Below are 17,622 nucleotides of genomic sequence, written 5' to 3'. Positions count from 1 at the left end.
TTCTCCGTTTGAGTGTACGTTTACCGCCCCTCGGACCGTAAAAACGGGCAAGGTCCGATCCGGTTGCATGCAGTTTCGGAGCATTGGGACGCATTCAAACTGGAGTGTCGCCCGGTTCCGCGCCGGCATTCCGCCCCACCAAGGAGCACAGTGATGGCCACCAGGATTTCCCGCGCCCTTTATGCGGACATGTACGGCCCCACAACGGGGGACAAGGTGCGGCTGGCCGATACCGAGTTGTTCGTGGAGGTGGAACGGGACCTCACCACCTATGGCGAAGAGGTCAAATTCGGCGGCGGCAAGGTGATCCGCGACGGCATGGGACAATCACAATTTACCCGCGCCGCCGGCGCCGTCGATACCGTGATCACCAATGCGCTGATCATAGATCACAGCGGCATCTACAAGGCCGATGTGGGCCTCAAGGACGGCGTGATCGCCGCCATCGGCAAGGCTGGCAATCCCGACACCCAAGCCGGCGTCGATATCATCATCGGCCCGGGCACCGAGGCCATTGCCGGGGAGGGCAAGATCCTGACGGCCGGCGGGTTCGATGCTCATATCCATTTCATCTGTCCTCAGCAGATCGAGGAAGCGCTGACTTCGGGTGTGACCACGATGCTGGGTGGAGGCACCGGCCCCGCCCATGGCACGCTGGCCACCACCTGCACCCCCGGCCCCTGGCATATCGGGCGCATGATCCAATCCTTCGACGCCTTCCCCATGAACATCGCGCTCGCCGGCAAGGGCAACGCCTCGCGTCCCGAGGCACTTGTCGAAATGGTCAATGCCGGCGCTGCGGCACTAAAACTGCACGAGGACTGGGGCACCACCCCCGCCGCCATCGACACCTGCCTCTCGGTTGCTGATGAGATGGATATCCAGGTGATGATCCATACCGATACGCTCAACGAATCCGGCTTTGTGGAAGATACCATCGCCGCGTTTGCGGGCCGCACCATCCATGCCTTCCACACCGAAGGCGCCGGCGGCGGCCATGCGCCCGACATCATCAAGGTGTGCGGGCTCGAAAACGTCATCCCCTCATCCACCAACCCCACGCGCCCCTATACGATCAACACGCTTTCCGAACACCTCGACATGCTGATGGTCTGCCACCATCTCGACCCTTCGATCCCCGAGGATGTCGCCTTCGCCGAAAGCCGCATCCGCCGCGAAACCATCGCCGCCGAGGATATCCTTCACGATATCGGCGCCTTCTCGATCATCTCGTCCGACAGTCAGGCCATGGGCCGGGTGGGGGAAGTGATCATCCGCACCTGGCAGACCGCCGACAAGATGAAGCGCCAGCGCGGGCGACTGGCCGAGGAAACCGGCGAAAACGACAATTTCCGCGTCAAGCGCTACATCGCCAAATATACCATCAACCCCGCCATCGCCCACGGCATCTCAGGCCATATCGGTTCGGTCGAAGTTGGAAAGCGCGCCGATCTGGTTCTCTGGAGCCCGGCCTTTTTCGGCGTCAAACCCGAGCTAGTACTGCTTGGCGGCACCATCGCCACCGCCCCCATGGGCGATCCCAACGCCTCGATCCCCACGCCCCAGCCCATGCACTACCGTCCCATGTTCGGCGCCTTCGGCAAGGCCGTCGCCCACAGCTCGATCACCTTCGTTTCCCAGGCAGCCCTCGACGACGGCCTCCAGCAACGCCTGGGCGTCGACAAGCCCATGCTCGCGGTCGCCAACACCCGCGGCGGCATCGGCAAATCCGCGATGATCCACAACAGCCTGACCCCCGAGGTCACCGTGGATCCCGAAACCTACGAAGTGCGCGCCGACGGCGAGCTTTTAACCTGCGAGCCAGCCGACATACTGCCCATGGCGCAGCGGTATTTTCTGTTCTAGGCTAGCTCGACGGCTTTTCGTCCCTGGCAGCCGGCTTGCCGGCTTTTTGCGTGGCCTTGATCTTTTCGAGCAGCGCGCGTTTGGCGTCGTCGGACGTCTTGCGCCGGTCGGCGTGATCGGGAAGCTTGGACTTCTTCATTTGGCAGGCTCCCTCGCCTTAACTGAGGCCGGCCGCTTTGCGCAGCGCCTCATTGATCCGCTCTTGCCAGCCGGGGCCGTCATCCTGGAAATGCGCGAGGACATCACGATCGATACGGATCGAGACAAGCTCCTTGCCCACGGGAATCGGATTGGATCTGGCCTTGGGCTCTTCCGGCCTGGTCGTTGCGGCTTTGAACGCGGCCTCGGCCCGTTCCTTGGCGCTGGTCGGTCGGCGGGGCGTATGGGCCATTGTCTCGACACCATGTTGGGAAATCGATGACCCGGCCAGGAGGTGGAAACTCCGACCGGGCCAAACCCTCGATCGGCGAAGATCAGGGGCAGGCGAACCGATAGAGCAGCGAGGCACGGCGGGCAAGCAATTTAAGCGTGATCGAGCATACCTTCGGCTTTTGCTGCGCTCTTACTGCCATAGGCCACTTGCAGGCGGAACGCCCTCTCGGCTGGGATCAGCACTTTCGGCGGCCCAGCCTACTGGCCATCCTTTCCGATCCATCCTAAGCTCGCGCCCCCGCTCAATCGTCGCCTCCTTTGCCATGCCCGCCCATCCCAATTTTTCCTCCGGTGCCCGCGCCTCGATGCCCATTGCCATCGGCTATGTTCCGGTCGGCATCGCCTTCGGGGTGGCGGCGGTCAAGGCGGGGTTCACGGCGCTCGAGGCGACGCTGCTGTCGGCGGTGGTTTATGCCGGGGCGAGCCAGTTTCTCGTCCTCGCCCTGGTGGGCTCGGGCGCCCCGATCATCGTCACCGCGCTTTCGATCATCGCCACCAATGTGCGCCACGTCTTTTACGGTCCGGCCATCATCGAAGCGGCGCGGGATAAGGCCAGCAAGCGCCACGCCTGGGCCTGGAGCTTTTTTCTCTCCGATGGGGCCTTTGGCTCGGCCATCGTGGCGCTCAACCGCTCGGCCGATTATTTTTCCCCACGCTTCATGTTCGGCATCGCCACGGGCCCCTATCTCGCCTGGGTGATCGGCACGGCGATTGGCGCCCTGGCCGGCGGAGCGCTCAGCGCCTATCCGGCAGTCGATGCGGCCATGGGGTTCCTGATGCCGGCGCTGTTTTTATCCATGGTGCTCTCGCTTTTGACGCGCAAGCACATCCCTGTGGTGATCGTCACCGTCTGCGTAACGCTGCCGCTCATCCTTCTCGTCTCGCCCACGGTGGGCATATTGGGCGGCATGGTCGCGGGCGCGCTCTCGAGCCTTTTCCTCGTCCGGGGGGCTTCGGCATGAACGCAGAATTTCTCGCCATCACCCTGCTGGTTGGCCTGGGCACATGGATGCTGCGCTATCTGCCCACCCGCTTCATGCGCGGCACGGGCGATCCCGAAGCTCCGCTCAGCCGGTTCCTCTCGGCCACCGGCCCGGCGGCCATCGTCGCGCTTTTTGTGGGCGCCATCCTGCCCATGCTCTCGCCAGACCTTCAGTCCGTCGCTCCGCTGCTGATCGGCTCGGCCGCCGTGGTGGCGCTCTATTTCTGGCGCCGAGACATCTCCATCGCCACGGTGGGGGGCGCAATCGTCTACGGCTTCGTTTTCGCCCTGATGTGATCGCGCGATTGGTGCGCGGTCATGGTCCTGCCACCTCGCCGGTGTTACGATTCAATAAGGAATCAACCGGTTGTCGAGGAGGCCGCCCCGTGAAATCCCTTGTTGTTGCCGCAGCCCTCAGCCTTGCCGCGCTGCCCGCCCTTGCCCTCGAAACCTCGATGCAATTGGTGCTTGAGCTCGAAGGCAACGCCCAGCGCGACGTCACCACCTATCAGTGCGACGGCATCGAAGAGCCCATGGTGGTCGAATATATCAACGCCCACCCCATCTTCCTTGCCATGGTGCCGGTCGAGGGGGAAAACCTCATCTTCGTCAACGTCATCTCGGGCTCGGGTGCCCGCTATGTTTCGGGCCAGTACGAATGGTGGACCCGCGGCAACGAGGCGTTCTTTTCCGATGCCATGACCGCCGAGGGCGAGTCGGAGGCCGAACCCGTCACCTGCCACAGCATCGAGGAAATCCCCTGATCGCTGGCGCGCTTCTTGCTTCGTCCGGTGCGATGAAGGCAAGCGGAGACCGATTTCATGCGCGCAATGGCAATCGAACCCAAGGGGCAGTGGCAAGGCAGCATCGCCGGACGTGCCGTCCTTGCCCATGACCAGCGCGCCCTGCGGCGCAAGCTGATCACGCTCGACAACGGGCTCGACGTCCTTGTCGATCTTGCCCAGACCGTGGCGCTCGAAACCGGCGACGCGCTGCGGCTTGAAGATGGGCGCTTCGCCGAGATCGTCGCGGCAAACGAAGCGCTCTATGCCATCACCGGCCGCTCGGTCGCGCACCTGGCCGAGCTGTGCTGGCACATCGGCAATCGGCACCTGCCCTGCCAGATCGAAAGCAGATCCGGTGTTCCTCAGCGCCTCTTGATCGGGCGCGACCATGTGATCAGGGAGATGCTCGAAGGCCTGGGCGCCACGGTCACCGAGATCAGCGCGCCCTTTTCGCCTTTGCGTGGCGCCTATTCGGGCCATGAGCACGGGCATGGGCATCACCACCATCATGGCTGACCCGAGGGGGCTGGTGCGCCTTTTTTCCTGGCTGTCGCCGGCCTTTCCCATTGGCGGTTTTGCCTATAGCCAAGGGCTCGAAACCGCCATTGCCGAGAACCGGGTCAGATCGGCCGAGCAGCTTTCGGCCTGGATCGCCGGCAATCTTCACAGCGGAGCCTTGCGCACCGATGCCTATTTCCTCGCCATCGCTGCCCGCGCCGTGGGCATTGGGGAGGCGCAAACGCTCGCCGCTGCCAATCAATTGTGCCTGGCGCTGCAGGTATCGGCCGAGCGCGACAAGGAAACACGCGAGCAAGCCCGCTCCTTTCTCGATGCCGCCGCCGCCTGGCCGGCGGACCATCCACTATGGCTTGCCGAAATCCTTGCCGGCCCGCTCGCCCTTCCCATCGCCTTCGGCGCCATGGCCGGACTGCATGCGGTTCCGCTTGAGGCGACGATCACCGGCTTTGCCAATGCCGCCATCACCCAGCAGATTTCCGTGGGCATCCGCCTCATCCCCCTGGGCCAGAGCGCCGGGCTTGCGGTGCAGGCGGCGCTCGAGCCCGCCATCCTCGCTCTGGCCGCCGATGCGGGCGCCGCAACGCTCGATCACGTTTCCGGGCTCTCCTATGGCACCGATATTGCAAGCCTCAGACATGAAGACCTCGGCGTAAGGATATTCCGCTCATGAGTTCACAACACGGCCCCCTGCGCGTCGGCATCGGCGGCCCCGTCGGTTCGGGCAAGACCACCCTGACCGAAAAGCTCTGCAAGGCGTTGCGCGAGCACTATTCAGTGGGGGTCGTCACCAACGACATCTACACCAAGGAAGACGCGCTGATGCTGGCCCGCCTGCAGGCGCTGCCCGAAGATCGCATCGTCGGGGTGGAAACCGGCGGCTGCCCGCACACGGCGATCCGCGAAGACGCCTCGATCAATCTGCGCGCCATTGCCGAGCTCAATACCCGCATCCCCGATCTCGACATCGTCTTCATTGAAAGTGGCGGCGACAATCTGGCGGCGACCTTCTCGCCCGATCTTGCCGACATCACCCTCTATGTCATCTCGGTCTGCCAGGGCGAGGAAATCCCGCGCAAGGGCGGGCCGGGCATCACGCGCTCGGACTTACTGGTCATCAACAAGGCCGATCTCGCCCCCTATGTCGAAGTCGACCTCGCCGTCATGGACGCCGATGCCGGCCGCATGCGCGAAGGCCAACCGCACGTCTTTACCGACCTCAAACGCGGAAAAGGTGTCGAAGAGATCGTCACCTTCCTGGAACGTCATGGCGGACTGGTGCGAGGAGAAATGGCACTTTAGCGCCGGAATTCGGTAGCCTCCAGCGCAAGCATCGACCCTCTTTGGCTCCCACAATCCCCCTGGCCTGGGACCATTCCCGGAATCGAACGGCCCCTTTTTCGCCGCAGGCGTTCAGGCCCTCACCGCCTCCCCGCACCCATAGGTATCCTCGCGCCGGGGATCGGAAACCGCCTCGGCTTCCTCCTCAAAATCCTCCTCGACCAGCCGATAGATCGAAATCGGCGCTTTGTGATGCATCGCCTTGCGGCTCAACCGCCGCAGATCGGCATCGCTCAGCCCCAGATCGGCTTTAAGGTGAGGATCAAGGCGCCTGAGCGCCGCATAAAGCGTGTGAAACGCCAGCCAATCGGCCAGCGCCCGTGGCAGAAAACCGGGCATGGCAAACCTCCGGCAGCGCCGAAGCGCCGCGCAAAGCTAAAGATGGTTGAAAGAGACGGGGCATAACATTCTCCCCGACAACCCGGACTATGCGCCCTGCAGGGGCACCCGCGCTACGGCGCGCTTTGCAATGCCCGTTTCAATCCTGAAACACCGCTTGGGGCTGTTCACCGCGCGTCGATGGGAATAAAATGAGAACATGAGTGACGCCGAATCCGCCCTGCAACCTGTTCTCGTCGATGGCCGCCAGTCGCCCACCGCGCTGCGCGTGCAGCGCGGGGTGATGCGTTTCCTGCGTTCGGTGCATGATATGACGTGCTTTGCCGAAGTGCCGCTCACCAATGGACGGCGCGCCGATGTCATCGCCCTTGGCGGCAAGGGCGAGATCTGGATCGTCGAGATCAAGTCGAGCCTCATCGACTACAAGGTCGATGCGAAATGGCCCAACTACAAGGATTTCTGCGACCGGTTCTTTTTCTGCAAGCCCCCCGAGCTCGAAGCGGAAATCTTTCCCGAGAGCGAGGGGTTGATGGTCGCCGACGGCCATTGGGGCGATATCCTGCGCCATGCCCAGCACGATCCGCTCCCCGGCGCGCGCCGCAAAGCCATGCTGTTAAAGCTCGCCCGGCTCGGCGCGGACCGGGTCCATGCCTTAATGGACCCTGCAACACGCGAAGATGGCTTATTCTGAAGCCTGGGCGGCAAATTCGGTAAGCACGGTCCCGCCCTCGTCGATCAGCGTCAGCGTTTCGCCCTCGATGGCATAGGTCGTCGCAGCGCCCAGCGCGTCGAACAGCCCGCGTTCGGTGCTCATCTTGGGGTCTTGGCAGGCCATCATGGTGGAAAACACTTCAGTGATCTCGATCGTGCCGTCCTCCTGGTAGGCGATCGAGCCACCATAGCTGTTGCAGCCGCCATTGCCGCCCACCGAGCCATCATCCTCGCCAAAGATCAGCGTGGCGTCCACATCGTCCGGGATAGGCTCGCCCCCCAGTGCCACGAGCGTCCAGCTGGTGCCGGGCAGTTGCGCCGCTTCATCGGTAACAGCCTCGTCGGTGGCGTCCTCTGCCACCGGCGTGTCGCTCACCCCACGGGCATTGACCAGCGGCACGGAAACCGGGGCGTCGTGATTTTCCGGATCGACGCCGATGCGCGTGTCGTTGATGAACCACAATTCGCCATCCACCTCGATGCGCGCCGAAACCGCATAGCTGTGCCCGGCAACGATATCGGCGGAATCGAAATTGAGAATAAAGCCGATCGGCACCTGCCCGGCCGGATCGATCACATCCTCGGCAAGCGTGGGTGCCGGCGCATCGGCCAGGGACACGTCGATCAGTGAGACGGTCGCCACCGCGTTGTCGGGCAGGGCGATGCGCTCGCGGTAGGAAATGTCGCCGGTGATCGTCATGTCGTCGGCCATCGCCGCACCGCCCATCAGCAAAACCGAGAACGCTGCGATCGAAAGCACTTTTGATCTGGCACGCATGAGAAGGGTCCTTTCATCCTGGCGAAGTCTCTCGCTATCCTTGCCGCTCCGCCGCTGAACCGGGTCTGAACGGCATGTTTGGCTAATCGCGCTGGTTAAAAACGCGGCAAGCGGCGCATAAGTCGCATGAAACGCATAATAATATGGTTAAGTGTTGCTGAACGCGGAGGTCGGCGATTTTCTCGTTTGCGTCGAAGGGGTTATCCCTTCCCAACAGGAGGCAAACATGAAACTTCTCGCTGCATTGACTGTCGCTACCACCCTCGCCATCACAGCCGCTCCCGCTCAGGCCCAATTGCTCGGTTCGGGCAATGGCGGTCTTTTGGGCCTCGGCAATCTTCTGAGCGTTAAGACCGGTCACGTCTCGGTGCTCAATGGTGGCATCCTCAACGGCTCGAACCTGCTTTCGGGCCTGCTCGGCTCTTCCCGCGCGTCCAACGCGTCGACCAATGTCACCGGCTCAGGCCACAGCACCGCTCCCCATGGTGGCGTCATCGCCGGCCGCGACGCCACCGTCGTTCCCGGCTCGGGCAACGTCGTCGGCAACGGCAACATGGTCGGCAACCAGTGGGGCTCGAACTACTCGTACTGTTCGTTCTCCCGCTTCGGCTGGTAAGCCCCGCCTAGACCCGGCCCGGCCCCGCGCCGGGCCGGGCCGCCGCTCTAAGTCCGATCCGCGTCACCCTCTGTCGGTCATCGCGGATAAAGCTCATCTCTCCGATGGCATAGAGGTCCGGCTCGATCCGGTTGACGGTCAGCCGCCCATGGCAGGCCCAGGGCCGCGCTTCATGCGAAAACGGGATTTCGAGCGCGATCACCGGCTCGGTCTTGGCCAAAGTCAAGAAACGCCTGGCCATCCCGTCGAGCGCGGGATTGATCTCGGCATCGAACAACCAGCCGAAGAGCCTCAGCGGCCCGCCCCTTTCGCGCAAGAACGGGCTCGCGACGACGATCTCGAGCCCGGCGTCGAACAGCACCAGTGGCGCCTGCGCCCCACGCACATAATGGATCAGCCCCGCCAGCACCGGATCGGCACGTCCCCAGATCAACGCCTTTATGGCATCGAGATTGGCGGCACGCGGGCGGTCCCGCCCGCTCTCCCAGCGCGAGACCTGGCTCTGGCTCACCCCGAGCGTCCTGGCGATCGCGTCCTGATTGATGCGCGTCTTGATCCGAAAGCTGCGCAGCGCCATCCCGATATCGATGCTCTGATCCATGCAACACCACCCGTTACGTAGGAGTACGGGTCCGGCCGGCGCGAAAACCTTCACCATGCCGCCCCCATCATCGAGCCCGATCAAAGCACCGGGCGCGTGAACATTGCTTGTGGGGGACGGTAGGTGAACATCCTAAGGGCAGCAGTCCTCGCAATCGGCCTCGGCCTCAGCGCACCGGCCACCGCGCAACCGACCCCTTCCCTCGCCTCGAGCGCGGAGGCCGGCTGGACCTCCAATGTCGAGCGAACCGCGGATGGCGGCGCGGATTTCTACATCACCTACACCCACAGCCTCGGGCTAGTCGCCGCCGAGGGCGATTTCGCTCTGCGCGGCACCATCCTTTTCGAAGACACGCGCTACGCCGAACTCTGGCGCGAAAACGACTGGTCGGCGTCGGCCACCCTGGAAGCCGAAACCCGCCTCGGCGCCGACACCGCCCTGCGCGGCCGCCTGCTTATCTCCTATGGCGAAGAGAGCCGGAGCCTTGCCACCCTGGCCGGCCCGCTCGGCATCGTCCAGCCCAACCTCGCCGCCCTCGCCCGCCTGCGCGCCGAATCCGCGCTGGGCGATGCGATCGTGGGCGCCGATGTCGCCTATGCCGCCCAGCGCCCCGGCGACACGCGCTTTGAAGCCAGCCTCCTGCCCCCCGCCCGCACCGAAGCGGTCACCGATACGCTGACCGCCGGTCTGGAGCTGGCCCATCCCCTGAGCCCCACCGCCGCCCTCGCCGCCCGGGCGCAATATACCGCCGTCCTCGTCGCGCCGGAGGAACAGGAAGCTTTCGCCCGCTTCCCCCTCTCGATCGCCCGCCTCGCCGCCGGCTTCGACCTCACGGACGGCGTCCAAAGCTCGGCAACGCTGCGCGCCGGCATCGATCTCCTCATCCCCGAAGACGTTTCGATCGATCCGCTCGTGACCCCCTATGCCGAATTCGCCTCCGAACTCGCGGTCAACCAATACCTTACCCTCGCCACGACGCTGGAAGCGGCCACCGACACCGAGGACCCCGCCGACGGTCTCGCCGATTGGCGTCTCAAGGCCCGCGGCTCCATCCTCTTGACCCCCGCCCCGCAATGGGCGCTCGAAGCGGCCGGATTTGCCAAGCATATCCATAGCCCCGCCCTCGATCTGCTGATCGAAACCGAGCACGGAGGCGAACTCATCGCCCGCTGGATGCCGGCGGGCGGCCTGCGCCTCGAAGCGCTCGCCCGCTATCGCCGCGTCGAGGGGCTTGCCCCCACCTATGACGAAACCCGCATCGGCCTGCGCATTTCCGCCGCGATCTGACTTTCCCATTGAGTTGGCCGCGCTCCCTTGGCACAAGGGGCCAACTCAAATCCGGCAAAGGACAAATAGCGCTGTGATCGTCGTGTTCGGCTCCATCAATATCGACCTGATCGGCCACGCCCCCACCCTGATGCGGCCGGGCGAAACCGTGCTCGGCACCGCGCTCGAACTCTCCCCGGGCGGCAAGGGGGCCAATCAGGCGCTCGCGGCCAGCCGTGCCGGCGCCGAGGTCAGGATGGTGGGCTGCGTGGGCTCGGACGATTTCGCCGCCCAGGCGCTCACCCTGTTGCGCGAATCCGGGGTCGATCTGTCCGGCGTGCGCCGCATGGATCGCCATACCGGTACCGCCCTCATCATCGTCGACAAGGAGGGGGAGAACATGATCACCATTCTCCCCGGCGCCAATTCGCGCCTGACCGCCGCAGCGCTCGAACAGGCCGGCATCGCGGCCGGTGACTGGCTGCTGCTCCAGCTCGAAACCTCTATAGAGGCCTCGATCGCCGCCGCCAGGCTGGCGCGGGAACAGGGCGCCAAAGTCGTCCTCAACCTCGCGCCCTTCACCGATTTCGATCTCGGCTTTCTCGACCATATCGACGTTTTGGTCGTCAACGAAACCGAACTGACCGGCGTTCTTGCCATGCTCGACGCTCCCGAACTCGATGAGGCTGCCGCGGTCGCCTGGCTGGCCGAAAGGATCGGTGTCACCGTGGTCGCGACCCTCGGGTCGCGCGGCGCCCTCGCCGCCGCCGATGGACAGACGGTTTCCGCCCCCGCGCTCAAGATCACCCCGCTCGATACGGTCGGGGCCGGCGATACTTTCGTGGGTTATCTCGCCGCCGGGCTGGCAGAAGGCCTCGATCTCGCCCCCGCCATGGAGCGGGCCGGCGTCGCTGCTGGTCTGGCCTGCCTCGCCCATGGCGCCCAGCCCTCGATTCCAGAAATCGATGCGGTCGCGGCCCGGCTCGCCGCCCCAAAATGAGCGCACCCCACACCCTCGTCATCGACCGGCTCGGCCATCGCGGCGAAGGTGTGGCGTTGGTCGAAGGCAAGCCGATCTTCGTGCCGGCTACCCTGCCGGGGGAAACCGTCACGGTCACCATCGAAGGCAATCGCGGCACGCTCCTCGATATTCTCGCCGCTAGCCCGGAGCGCCGCACCGCGCCGTGCCCGCATTTTCCCGCCTGCGGCGGCTGCCAGCTCCAGCACCTGAGCGCTGAAACCTATAGCCAATTCAAGCGCTCGCTGGTCGTCGATGCCCTTTCGCGCACCGGTGTTGCCGCCGACGTCAGCGATCCCATCATCGCCCATGGCGCCGGCCGCCGCCGCGCTACATTCCATGCTACCCGATCCGCAGCCGGCTTCATGGCGCTGCGCAGCCACCAGATCCACGATCTCGACCGCTGCCCGATCCTCGTCCCCGCCCTTGCCCAGGCCCCGCGCATCGCCCGCGATCTCGCCTCTGCCGTCGGGCCCTGCGATGTGGCCTTCACCGCCTCGGATATGGGCCTCGACGTCGCGATCCGCGCCAAGGGGATGAAGGCCAATCCAAAGCTCACCGAACTGGCCCGCCGTTTCGATCTGGCCCGGCTTTCGCTCAATGGCGAGCCGCTGATCATCCACCGCCAGCCCACGGTCACCATGGGCCGCGCCCAGGTCCCGCTTCCGGTCGGCAGCTTTCTTCAGGCCACCGAAGCGGCGGAAGCCGCTCTTGCCGAACTGGTCGTCAAGGCCGTGGCCGGCGCAAGGCAGGTGGCGGACCTGTTCTGCGGTGTCGGCCCCTTCGCCCTGCGCCTGGCCGAACGTGCCGCCGTCCTTGCCGCAGATTCCGACGGCCCCGCCGTCGCCGCGCTCGATGCGGCAAAGCGCAAGGCCAAGGGGCTCAAGCCCATCGCGGCCGAAAAACGCGACCTCTTCCGCGAACCGCTCGGCCCGTTCGAGCTCAACCGTTTCGACGCCGTCGTCCTCGATCCACCCCGCGCCGGCGCCCAGGCCCAGATCGCCGAACTGGCGAAATCGAAGATCAAAACCATCGCTTATGTGAGCTGCGATCCGCAAAGTTTCGCCCGTGACGCGGCAGCACTGGTCGCAGCGGGTTATGTCATCGGCCCTGTTAGGCCTTTGGATCAGTTCGCCTTTTCGTCGCACACGGAAGTGTTCGCCCGCTTCGAACGCCCCTGATCGCCCACAAGACGGGGCTTTCCACAGTCATCAATCTGTCATCTCTCTGTCACGCAGGAGTCAAGACCAAGCCCTACGTCTCGTGCCGCAACGGCAGGGGCGGGCTTCGCGCCGCCGAAAACTTCAATCAGGGTTTGGACAGCAACATGCTCAAGACACTCCTGGCCAGCGGCACGGCTGGTCTCGCACTTTTCGCTGGCGCTGGCACGGCCTTCGCCCAGACCGAAATCTCCTGGTGGCATTCGATGGGCGGCGAGCTCGGCGAGCGTCTGGTCGCCATCACCGAGGACTTCAATGCCAGCCAGGACGAATATGTCGTGGTCCCCTCCTATCGCGGCGAATACGAGGAATCGCTGGTCAACACCATCGCTGCCTTCCGCGCCGGCGAACAGCCCCACCTCGTTCAGGTCTATGAAGTGGGCACCGGCACCATGATGGCCGCCCAGGGCGCCGTCTACCCGGTCTATCAGCTCATGGCTGACCACGGCTCGAACTTCGACCCGTCCGCCTACCTGCCGGTCGTCACCGGCTATTATACCGACACCGAGGGCAATATGCTTTCGATGCCGTTCAACTCCTCGACCCCGATCCTTTACTACAACAAGGACGCGTTCGAAGCCGCCGGTCTCGATCCTGAAGTTGCTCCCACCACCTGGGAAGAAATCGAATCCTTTTCGCAACAGATCCTTGATGCCGGCGCTGCCGAATGCGGCTTCGTGATGGCCTATACCGCCACCTGGCTCGGCACCGAAAACCTCTCGGCCCTGCACAACGTGCCCTATGGCACGCTGGAAAACGGCTTCGGCGGTCTTGATAGCGAATTGACCTTCAACCACGAACTGGCCGTTCGCCTCTGGGAAAAGCTGGCCGAGTGGCAGGAAGCCGGCATCTACTCGTATGGCGGCACTGCCGGCGGTGCCGACAACGCCCCCAAATTCTATTCGGGCGAATGTGCCATGTACATGAACTCCTCGGCCTCGCGCGCCGGCGTTCTGGCCAATGCCGATGGCTTTGAAGTGGGCTTCGGCATGTTGCCGGTCTTTGCCGATGTCGAAGGCGCTCCGCAGAACTCGATCATCGGCGGCGCGACGCTCTGGACCCTTTCGGGCCACGAAGACGCTGAATACGAAGGCGTTGCCGAGTTCCTGACCTACCTCTCCTCGCCTGAAGTCCAGGCCGCCTGGCACCAGGCCACCGGCTACCTCCCGGTCACCACTGCCGCTTACGAGCTGAGCCAGGAGCAGGGCTACTACGACGAGAACCCCGGCGCCGATACCGCCATCAACCAGATCAACCTCAACGAGCCCACCGAGAACTCCAAGGGCGTGCGCTTCGGCAATATGCCCCAGATCCGCACCGTTCTCGATGAAGAACTCCAGGCTGTTCTGAACGGCACCAAGACTGCCCAGGAAGCCCTGGATTCGGCTGTCGAACGCGGCAACCAGATCCTGCGCGAGTTCGAAGCCGCCAACAGCTAAGCGGCGTCAGAACAAAAAGGAAGGGCCGGCCCCAGCGCGCCGGCCCTTCGACATTTTGCGACGGGCGGACGATGGAAACCAAACGCACAATCTTTCCCCAAAAGGCGCTGCCCTATCTGTTCGTGGCGCCCCAATTGATCATCACCCTGGTGTTCTTCATCTGGCCGGCATCCCAGGCGGTCAAATCCTCCTTCGAGCGCACCGACCCCTTCGGGCTCTCGACCCAGTTCGTGGGCCTCACCCACTACATTCGCCTGTTCCAGGATCCGCTCTATCTCAATTCGGTCGGCCGCACCGTGATCTTTGCCGTCGCGGTCACCGCCATTTCCATGGGATTGGCGCTGCTGCTCGCGGCCGCCGTCTCCCGGCTGATCCGCTCGTCCCAAGCCTATACCACGCTGCTGGTCTGGCCCTATGCCGTCGCCCCCGTGGTCGCTGGCATTCTGTGGTGGTTCCTGTTTAATAGCTCCACCGGCATCCTGCCCTATATGCTGCGCTATTTCGGCGTCGTCTGGAACGCCAACCTCAATGGCGACCACGCGATGATCCTCATCATCATCGCGGCGAGCTGGAAGCAGATCTCCTACAATTTCCTGTTCTTTCTCGCCGGCATGCAGTCGATCCCGCACTCGCTCACCGAAGCGGCGGCCATCGATGGCGCGGGCCCCTTCAAGCGGTTCTGGACCATCGTCTTCCCGCTGCTTTCGCCCACCACATTCTTTTTGTTCATCATCAACGTCAATTACGTGATGTTCGACACCTTCGGCATCATCGCCGCAACCACCGAGGGCGGCCCCAACCAGGCCACCAACATCCTTGTCTACAAGGTTTATTCGGACGGGTTCATCGGCCTCAATATCGGCTCGTCATCGGCCCAGTCGGTGGTCCTGATGCTGTTCGTCATCCTCCTTACCTTCGTGCAGTTCCGCTATGTGGAACGGCGGGTGCAGTATTAGAGGCGCCGCCATGGTCGAAAACCGTCCCCTTCTCACCGTTCTGACCCATCTGGTCCTGGTCGTGGGCGTCATCATTGTCGCCTTCCCCGTCTATGTGGCGGTCATCGCCATGACCCATACCGATGTGACGCTCAACAGCGGCGCCCCGCTTCTGCCGGGTGGCGAACTCATCGCCAACCTCATTGCGGTCTGGACCTTCGATCCGCCGGGCAGTCCGCCCTTCTGGCTGATGGTGTGGAATTCCACGGTGATGGCGCTCATCATCATGGTGGGCAAGATCGCCATCTCGATCATCTCCGCCTACGCCATCGTCTATTTCAAATTCCCGTTCCGGCTCCTGGCCTTTTGGCTGATCTTCATCACCCTGATGCTGCCGGTGGAGGTGCGCATCATCCCCACTTATGAGGTCGTGGCCAATCTGGGCATGCTCAACACCTATGCCGGCCTCACCGTCCCGCTGATCGCCTCGGCCACCGCCACCTTCCTCTTCCGGCAGTTCTTCATGACCATCCCGGACGAGATGACGGAGGCTGCCCGCGTCGATGGCGCCGGCCCGATCAAGTTCTTCCGCGATATCCTTTTGCCGCTCTCGCGCACCAATATCGCGGCGCTGTGCATCATCCTCTTCATTTATGGCTGGGTGCAGTATCTCTGGCCGCTTCTGGTCACCACGCGCGAGGAGCACTTCACCCTCATGATGGGCGTGCGCCAGATGGCCGGTGCCCAGGAGGTCGATCCGCAATGGAACCTCATCTTGACGGCCGTGGTGCTCGCCATGCTGCCCCCTGTCCTCATCGTCATTCTCATGCAGCGCCTGTTCGTCAAAGGCCTTGTCGAAACGGAGAAATAACCAATGTCCGCCATCGAAATCTCCAATGTCCGCAAGATCTATCAGGGCAATGTCGAGGCCATCAAAGGCATTGATCTGTCCATCGACGACGGCGAGCTCGTCGTCCTCGTCGGTCCTTCGGGCTGTGGGAAATCCACGCTGCTGCGCATGATCGCGGGGCTGGAATCGATCACCTCGGGCGATGTGCGCATCGGGGAAACCGTGGTCAACAAACTCGAGCCGGCCGAGCGCGACATCGCCATGGTGTTCCAGAACTATGCGCTCTACCCTCATATGAGCGTGCGTCAGAATCTCGAATACGGCCTCAAGAACCGCAAGACGCCCAAGGAGGAGATCGATCGCCGCGTCGCCGAGGCCGCCCGGATCCTGGAAATCGAACAGTTCCTCGAGCGCAAGCCGCGCCAGCTTTCCGGCGGCCAGCGTCAGCGCGTCGCCATGGGCCGCGCCATCGTGCGCCAGCCCAAGGCGTTCCTGTTCGACGAGCCACTCTCCAATCTCGATGCCAAACTGCGCGGCCAGATGCGGGTTGAAATCCGCCGTCTGCAGCGCACGCTGGGCACCACGTCGGTCTATGTCACCCACGATCAGCTCGAAGCCATGACCCTGGCCGACAAGCTGGTGGTGATGAATGGCGGGGTGATCGAGCAGATCGGCAAGCCGCTCGAGGTCTATTCCGACCCTGCTTCGGTCTTCGTTGCCGCGTTCATGGGTTCGCCCGGCATGAACCTGGTTCCCACCGACGCGCTGCGCGCCCTGGCCGGCACGCTTCCCGACCGCGTCGCCCCCGGCTGCGGCACGATCGGCATCCGCCCCGAGGATATTTCCCTTACGGCCCCCGCCGAGCCCCACCTATCGATCGACGCCACCCTCGATGCCATCGAGCTGGTGGGATCGGAAAGCCTGCTCTATGTTCACGCCCAGGGGCTCGACAAGGAACTGGTGCTGCGTAGCGCCGGCATCCATCGCGGCGAGACCGGTGATGCGCTCAAAATCCACGTTCCGCATACCGCGTTGCATTGTTTCGATGCCCAGACGGGGCGGAAAATGCACGACCGTGTCGGCAATGCCTGAATAGAGCCGTCGATCGGATACACATTGGCTGATCTCGACCCGTATATGGACACTATGGAGCCACCATGCGTGCCGTCATAACAGCCCTGATCGCCATCTCGCTCGCCCTCGTTCCCCCCGGTTTCGCCCAGGATTTGGGGGGGTACGCCAAGTCCCTCTTCGCCCAGCTCCATCCTGAGGACCAAACCCTCGCCCAAGGCTGGCGCGAAGGGCTGGCGGCTCGTCTCGACCAATTGGCCGGAACCTCCGAGGATCCCGAAATCCTGGGTGCCCTTCCACAATTTCAGACCCTGATCGATGCCGAGCCCATCGCCTTCCACATCGCCGAACTCGAAGGCGATTGGCGCATGCGCTCGCTGCAAGCCACCGAACTGGGCGCTTTCGTCTATCCCTATTTTCCCGCCCGCATCTATCCCGAAGGGCAGGCGCTCATCTTCGACAAGGCGTCCGGCAGCCAGCGCCATCGGGGCATGTTGGCGCAAGCTGATGATATGACGGTGTTTTTCGTCGGAGCGCTTTACTACGGCTATGAAGCCCCGCGCCTTTATTCAACGATGATGGCCGGGGAAATCACGCCTGAACAGCGCGAATTCGATGCGGTCGCCGAAATTCAGAAAATCGGCGAAAACCACTTCGTCATGGCCTTCGCTCCCGAAGATGGCGGACGATTCCGGCTCTATGAAATCAGAAAGTAATCCCTGCCTCTCTCTGATTGGGTAGGATGGGAAACAGGATTGGCGGCAAATGTCACCAATCCCACCCATCGCCGGCCTTCCAATGCATTCAATTGCCTCGAAGTGCGTCTTGCGGGCTTGTCAGGCTCGAACGGTGCGCG

At 63.5% G+C, this 17,622-nt stretch carries 22 protein-coding genes; 17 read left to right on the top strand and 5 right to left on the bottom strand.

Features of this window, described 5'->3' with window-relative positions; translation table 11 throughout:
• Positions 1-153 precede the first annotated feature (153 nt).
• Positions 154-1,866, top strand: coding sequence for an urease subunit alpha (gene ureC / locus NO934_RS07475; protein ID WP_309163255.1), 1,713 nt, complete (start codon positions 154-156; stop codon positions 1,864-1,866).
• Position 1,867: 1 nt separating this feature from the next.
• Here the strand turns inward: ureC and NO934_RS07470 are convergent, their stop codons facing one another.
• Both NO934_RS07470 and NO934_RS07465 read right to left on the bottom strand, forming a co-directional pair.
• On the bottom strand, positions 1,868-2,005 hold the full coding sequence (locus NO934_RS07470; protein ID WP_309163254.1) for a DUF6481 family protein: 138 nt from the start codon (positions 2,003-2,005) through the stop codon (positions 1,868-1,870).
• 18 nt (positions 2,006-2,023) lie between these two features.
• Positions 2,024-2,257, bottom strand: coding sequence for a BrnA antitoxin family protein (locus NO934_RS07465; protein ID WP_309163252.1), 234 nt, complete (start codon positions 2,255-2,257; stop codon positions 2,024-2,026).
• Between the two features lie 304 nt (positions 2,258-2,561).
• On the opposite strand from NO934_RS07465, the gene NO934_RS07460 reads away from it, so the two are divergent.
• From NO934_RS07460 to ureG, 6 genes are all read left to right on the top strand, one after another.
• Positions 2,562-3,260: an AzlC family ABC transporter permease gene (locus NO934_RS07460; RefSeq protein WP_309163250.1), complete on the top strand. Its 699-nt coding sequence runs from the start codon at positions 2,562-2,564 to the stop codon at positions 3,258-3,260.
• On the top strand, positions 3,257-3,577 hold the full coding sequence (locus NO934_RS07455; RefSeq protein ID WP_309163248.1) for an AzlD domain-containing protein: 321 nt from the start codon (positions 3,257-3,259) through the stop codon (positions 3,575-3,577). The genes NO934_RS07460 and NO934_RS07455 overlap by 4 nt, the downstream gene beginning before the upstream one ends.
• An 89-nt stretch (positions 3,578-3,666) precedes the next feature.
• The gene (locus NO934_RS07450) at positions 3,667-4,044 is read left to right on the top strand and encodes an MliC family protein (protein ID WP_309163247.1); all 378 of its coding nucleotides are present in this window, start codon (positions 3,667-3,669) and stop codon (positions 4,042-4,044) included.
• A gap of 57 nt (positions 4,045-4,101) precedes the next feature.
• The gene (locus NO934_RS07445) at positions 4,102-4,581 is read left to right on the top strand and encodes an urease accessory protein UreE (protein WP_309163246.1); all 480 of its coding nucleotides are present in this window, start codon (positions 4,102-4,104) and stop codon (positions 4,579-4,581) included.
• Positions 4,556-5,254 carry an urease accessory UreF family protein gene (locus NO934_RS07440; protein WP_309163245.1) on the top strand — a complete coding sequence of 233 codons (699 nt, stop codon included), beginning with the start codon at positions 4,556-4,558 and terminating at the stop codon, positions 5,252-5,254. Before NO934_RS07445 ends, NO934_RS07440 begins: the two co-directional genes overlap by 26 nt.
• The gene (gene ureG, locus NO934_RS07435; protein ID WP_309163244.1) at positions 5,251-5,883 is read left to right on the top strand and encodes an urease accessory protein UreG; all 633 of its coding nucleotides are present in this window, start codon (positions 5,251-5,253) and stop codon (positions 5,881-5,883) included. The genes NO934_RS07440 and ureG overlap by 4 nt, the downstream gene beginning before the upstream one ends.
• 111 nt (positions 5,884-5,994) lie before the next feature.
• On the opposite strand, the gene NO934_RS07430 is transcribed toward ureG, so the two are convergent.
• Positions 5,995-6,261, bottom strand: coding sequence for a DUF1127 domain-containing protein (locus NO934_RS07430; RefSeq protein ID WP_309163243.1), 267 nt, complete (start codon positions 6,259-6,261; stop codon positions 5,995-5,997).
• A 199-nt stretch (positions 6,262-6,460) separates the two neighbouring features.
• Here NO934_RS07430 and NO934_RS07425 point away from each other — a divergent pair, with 199 nt between their 5' ends.
• On the top strand, positions 6,461-6,952 hold the full coding sequence (locus NO934_RS07425; RefSeq protein WP_309163242.1) for an MmcB family DNA repair protein: 492 nt from the start codon (positions 6,461-6,463) through the stop codon (positions 6,950-6,952).
• Here the strand turns inward: NO934_RS07425 and NO934_RS07420 are convergent.
• Positions 6,944-7,750, bottom strand: coding sequence for a YbaY family lipoprotein (locus NO934_RS07420; RefSeq protein WP_309163241.1), 807 nt, complete (start codon positions 7,748-7,750; stop codon positions 6,944-6,946). The two genes, NO934_RS07425 and NO934_RS07420, sit on opposite strands and share 9 nt — an antisense overlap.
• 226 nt (positions 7,751-7,976) lie before the next feature.
• Here NO934_RS07420 and NO934_RS07415 point away from each other — a divergent pair, with 226 nt between their 5' ends.
• The gene (locus NO934_RS07415; RefSeq protein ID WP_309163240.1) at positions 7,977-8,366 is read left to right on the top strand and encodes a hypothetical protein; all 390 of its coding nucleotides are present in this window, start codon (positions 7,977-7,979) and stop codon (positions 8,364-8,366) included.
• A gap of 7 nt (positions 8,367-8,373) precedes the next feature.
• Here NO934_RS07415 and NO934_RS07410 read toward each other — a convergent pair whose 3' ends face one another.
• Complete coding sequence (locus tag NO934_RS07410) at positions 8,374-8,967, bottom strand: helix-turn-helix transcriptional regulator (protein WP_309163239.1); 594 nt, start codon at positions 8,965-8,967, stop codon at positions 8,374-8,376.
• 123 nt (positions 8,968-9,090) lie between these two features.
• Here NO934_RS07410 and NO934_RS07405 point away from each other — a divergent pair, with 123 nt between their 5' ends.
• The 8 genes from NO934_RS07405 (at position 9,091) to NO934_RS07370 (ending at position 17,482) form a co-directional block, all read left to right on the top strand.
• Positions 9,091-10,254 carry a hypothetical protein gene (locus NO934_RS07405; protein ID WP_309163238.1) on the top strand — a complete coding sequence of 388 codons (1,164 nt, stop codon included), beginning with the start codon at positions 9,091-9,093 and terminating at the stop codon, positions 10,252-10,254.
• A gap of 73 nt (positions 10,255-10,327) precedes the next feature.
• Positions 10,328-11,233: a ribokinase gene (locus NO934_RS07400; RefSeq protein WP_309163237.1), complete on the top strand. Its 906-nt coding sequence runs from the start codon at positions 10,328-10,330 to the stop codon at positions 11,231-11,233.
• A complete protein-coding gene (locus NO934_RS07395; protein ID WP_309163236.1) occupies positions 11,230-12,432 on the top strand; it encodes a TRAM domain-containing protein in 1,203 nt (400 codons plus the stop codon). Before NO934_RS07400 ends, NO934_RS07395 begins: the two co-directional genes overlap by 4 nt.
• A 146-nt stretch (positions 12,433-12,578) precedes the next feature.
• Entirely contained in the window at positions 12,579-13,910 is a 1,332-nt protein-coding gene (gene ugpB, locus NO934_RS07390) for a sn-glycerol-3-phosphate ABC transporter substrate-binding protein UgpB (protein ID WP_309163234.1), read from the top strand.
• 71 nt (positions 13,911-13,981) lie between these two features.
• Entirely contained in the window at positions 13,982-14,866 is an 885-nt protein-coding gene (ugpA, locus tag NO934_RS07385) for a sn-glycerol-3-phosphate ABC transporter permease UgpA (RefSeq protein WP_309163233.1), read from the top strand.
• A 10-nt stretch (positions 14,867-14,876) separates the two neighbouring features.
• A complete protein-coding gene (gene ugpE / locus NO934_RS07380; RefSeq protein WP_309163231.1) occupies positions 14,877-15,716 on the top strand; it encodes a sn-glycerol-3-phosphate ABC transporter permease UgpE in 840 nt (279 codons plus the stop codon).
• A gap of 3 nt (positions 15,717-15,719) precedes the next feature.
• Positions 15,720-16,787, top strand: a complete 1,068-nt coding sequence (locus NO934_RS07375; protein WP_309163230.1) for a sn-glycerol-3-phosphate import ATP-binding protein UgpC — start codon at positions 15,720-15,722, stop codon at positions 16,785-16,787.
• 65 nt (positions 16,788-16,852) lie between these two features.
• Positions 16,853-17,482, top strand: coding sequence for a DUF4893 domain-containing protein (locus tag NO934_RS07370; RefSeq protein ID WP_309163229.1), 630 nt, complete (start codon positions 16,853-16,855; stop codon positions 17,480-17,482).
• Positions 17,483-17,622 lie beyond the last annotated feature (140 nt).

The organism is Pelagibacterium sp. H642 (assembly GCF_031202855.1).
Classification (GTDB): Bacteria; Pseudomonadota; Alphaproteobacteria; order Rhizobiales; family Devosiaceae; genus Pelagibacterium.
This window is presented reverse-complemented; position numbering and strand designations above follow the sequence as displayed.

What these genes read in the sequence shown, in the direction of transcription:
- ureC (WP_309163255.1), top strand. Translation starts at nt 154, where the DNA reads ATGGCCACCAGGATTTCCCGCGCCCTTTATGCGGACATGTACGGCCCC.
- NO934_RS07470 (WP_309163254.1), bottom strand. Translation starts at nt 2,005, where the DNA reads ATGAAGAAGTCCAAGCTTCCCGATCACGCCGACCGGCGCAAGACGTCC.
- NO934_RS07465 (WP_309163252.1), bottom strand. Translation starts at nt 2,257, where the DNA reads ATGGCCCATACGCCCCGCCGACCGACCAGCGCCAAGGAACGGGCCGAG.
- NO934_RS07460 (WP_309163250.1), top strand. Translation starts at nt 2,562, where the DNA reads ATGCCCGCCCATCCCAATTTTTCCTCCGGTGCCCGCGCCTCGATGCCC.
- NO934_RS07455 (WP_309163248.1), top strand. Translation starts at nt 3,257, where the DNA reads ATGAACGCAGAATTTCTCGCCATCACCCTGCTGGTTGGCCTGGGCACA.
- NO934_RS07445 (WP_309163246.1), top strand. Translation starts at nt 4,102, where the DNA reads ATGCGCGCAATGGCAATCGAACCCAAGGGGCAGTGGCAAGGCAGCATC.
- NO934_RS07440 (WP_309163245.1), top strand. Translation starts at nt 4,556, where the DNA reads ATGGGCATCACCACCATCATGGCTGACCCGAGGGGGCTGGTGCGCCTT.
- ureG (WP_309163244.1), top strand. Translation starts at nt 5,251, where the DNA reads ATGAGTTCACAACACGGCCCCCTGCGCGTCGGCATCGGCGGCCCCGTC.
- NO934_RS07430 (WP_309163243.1), bottom strand. Translation starts at nt 6,261, where the DNA reads ATGCCCGGTTTTCTGCCACGGGCGCTGGCCGATTGGCTGGCGTTTCAC.
- NO934_RS07425 (WP_309163242.1), top strand. Translation starts at nt 6,461, where the DNA reads ATGAGTGACGCCGAATCCGCCCTGCAACCTGTTCTCGTCGATGGCCGC.
- NO934_RS07420 (WP_309163241.1), bottom strand. Translation starts at nt 7,750, where the DNA reads ATGCGTGCCAGATCAAAAGTGCTTTCGATCGCAGCGTTCTCGGTTTTG.
- NO934_RS07415 (WP_309163240.1), top strand. Translation starts at nt 7,977, where the DNA reads ATGAAACTTCTCGCTGCATTGACTGTCGCTACCACCCTCGCCATCACA.
- NO934_RS07410 (WP_309163239.1), bottom strand. Translation starts at nt 8,967, where the DNA reads ATGGATCAGAGCATCGATATCGGGATGGCGCTGCGCAGCTTTCGGATC.
- NO934_RS07395 (WP_309163236.1), top strand. Translation starts at nt 11,230, where the DNA reads ATGAGCGCACCCCACACCCTCGTCATCGACCGGCTCGGCCATCGCGGC.
- ugpB (WP_309163234.1), top strand. Translation starts at nt 12,579, where the DNA reads ATGCTCAAGACACTCCTGGCCAGCGGCACGGCTGGTCTCGCACTTTTC.
- ugpA (WP_309163233.1), top strand. Translation starts at nt 13,982, where the DNA reads ATGGAAACCAAACGCACAATCTTTCCCCAAAAGGCGCTGCCCTATCTG.
- ugpE (WP_309163231.1), top strand. Translation starts at nt 14,877, where the DNA reads ATGGTCGAAAACCGTCCCCTTCTCACCGTTCTGACCCATCTGGTCCTG.
- NO934_RS07375 (WP_309163230.1), top strand. Translation starts at nt 15,720, where the DNA reads ATGTCCGCCATCGAAATCTCCAATGTCCGCAAGATCTATCAGGGCAAT.
- NO934_RS07370 (WP_309163229.1), top strand. Translation starts at nt 16,853, where the DNA reads ATGCGTGCCGTCATAACAGCCCTGATCGCCATCTCGCTCGCCCTCGTT.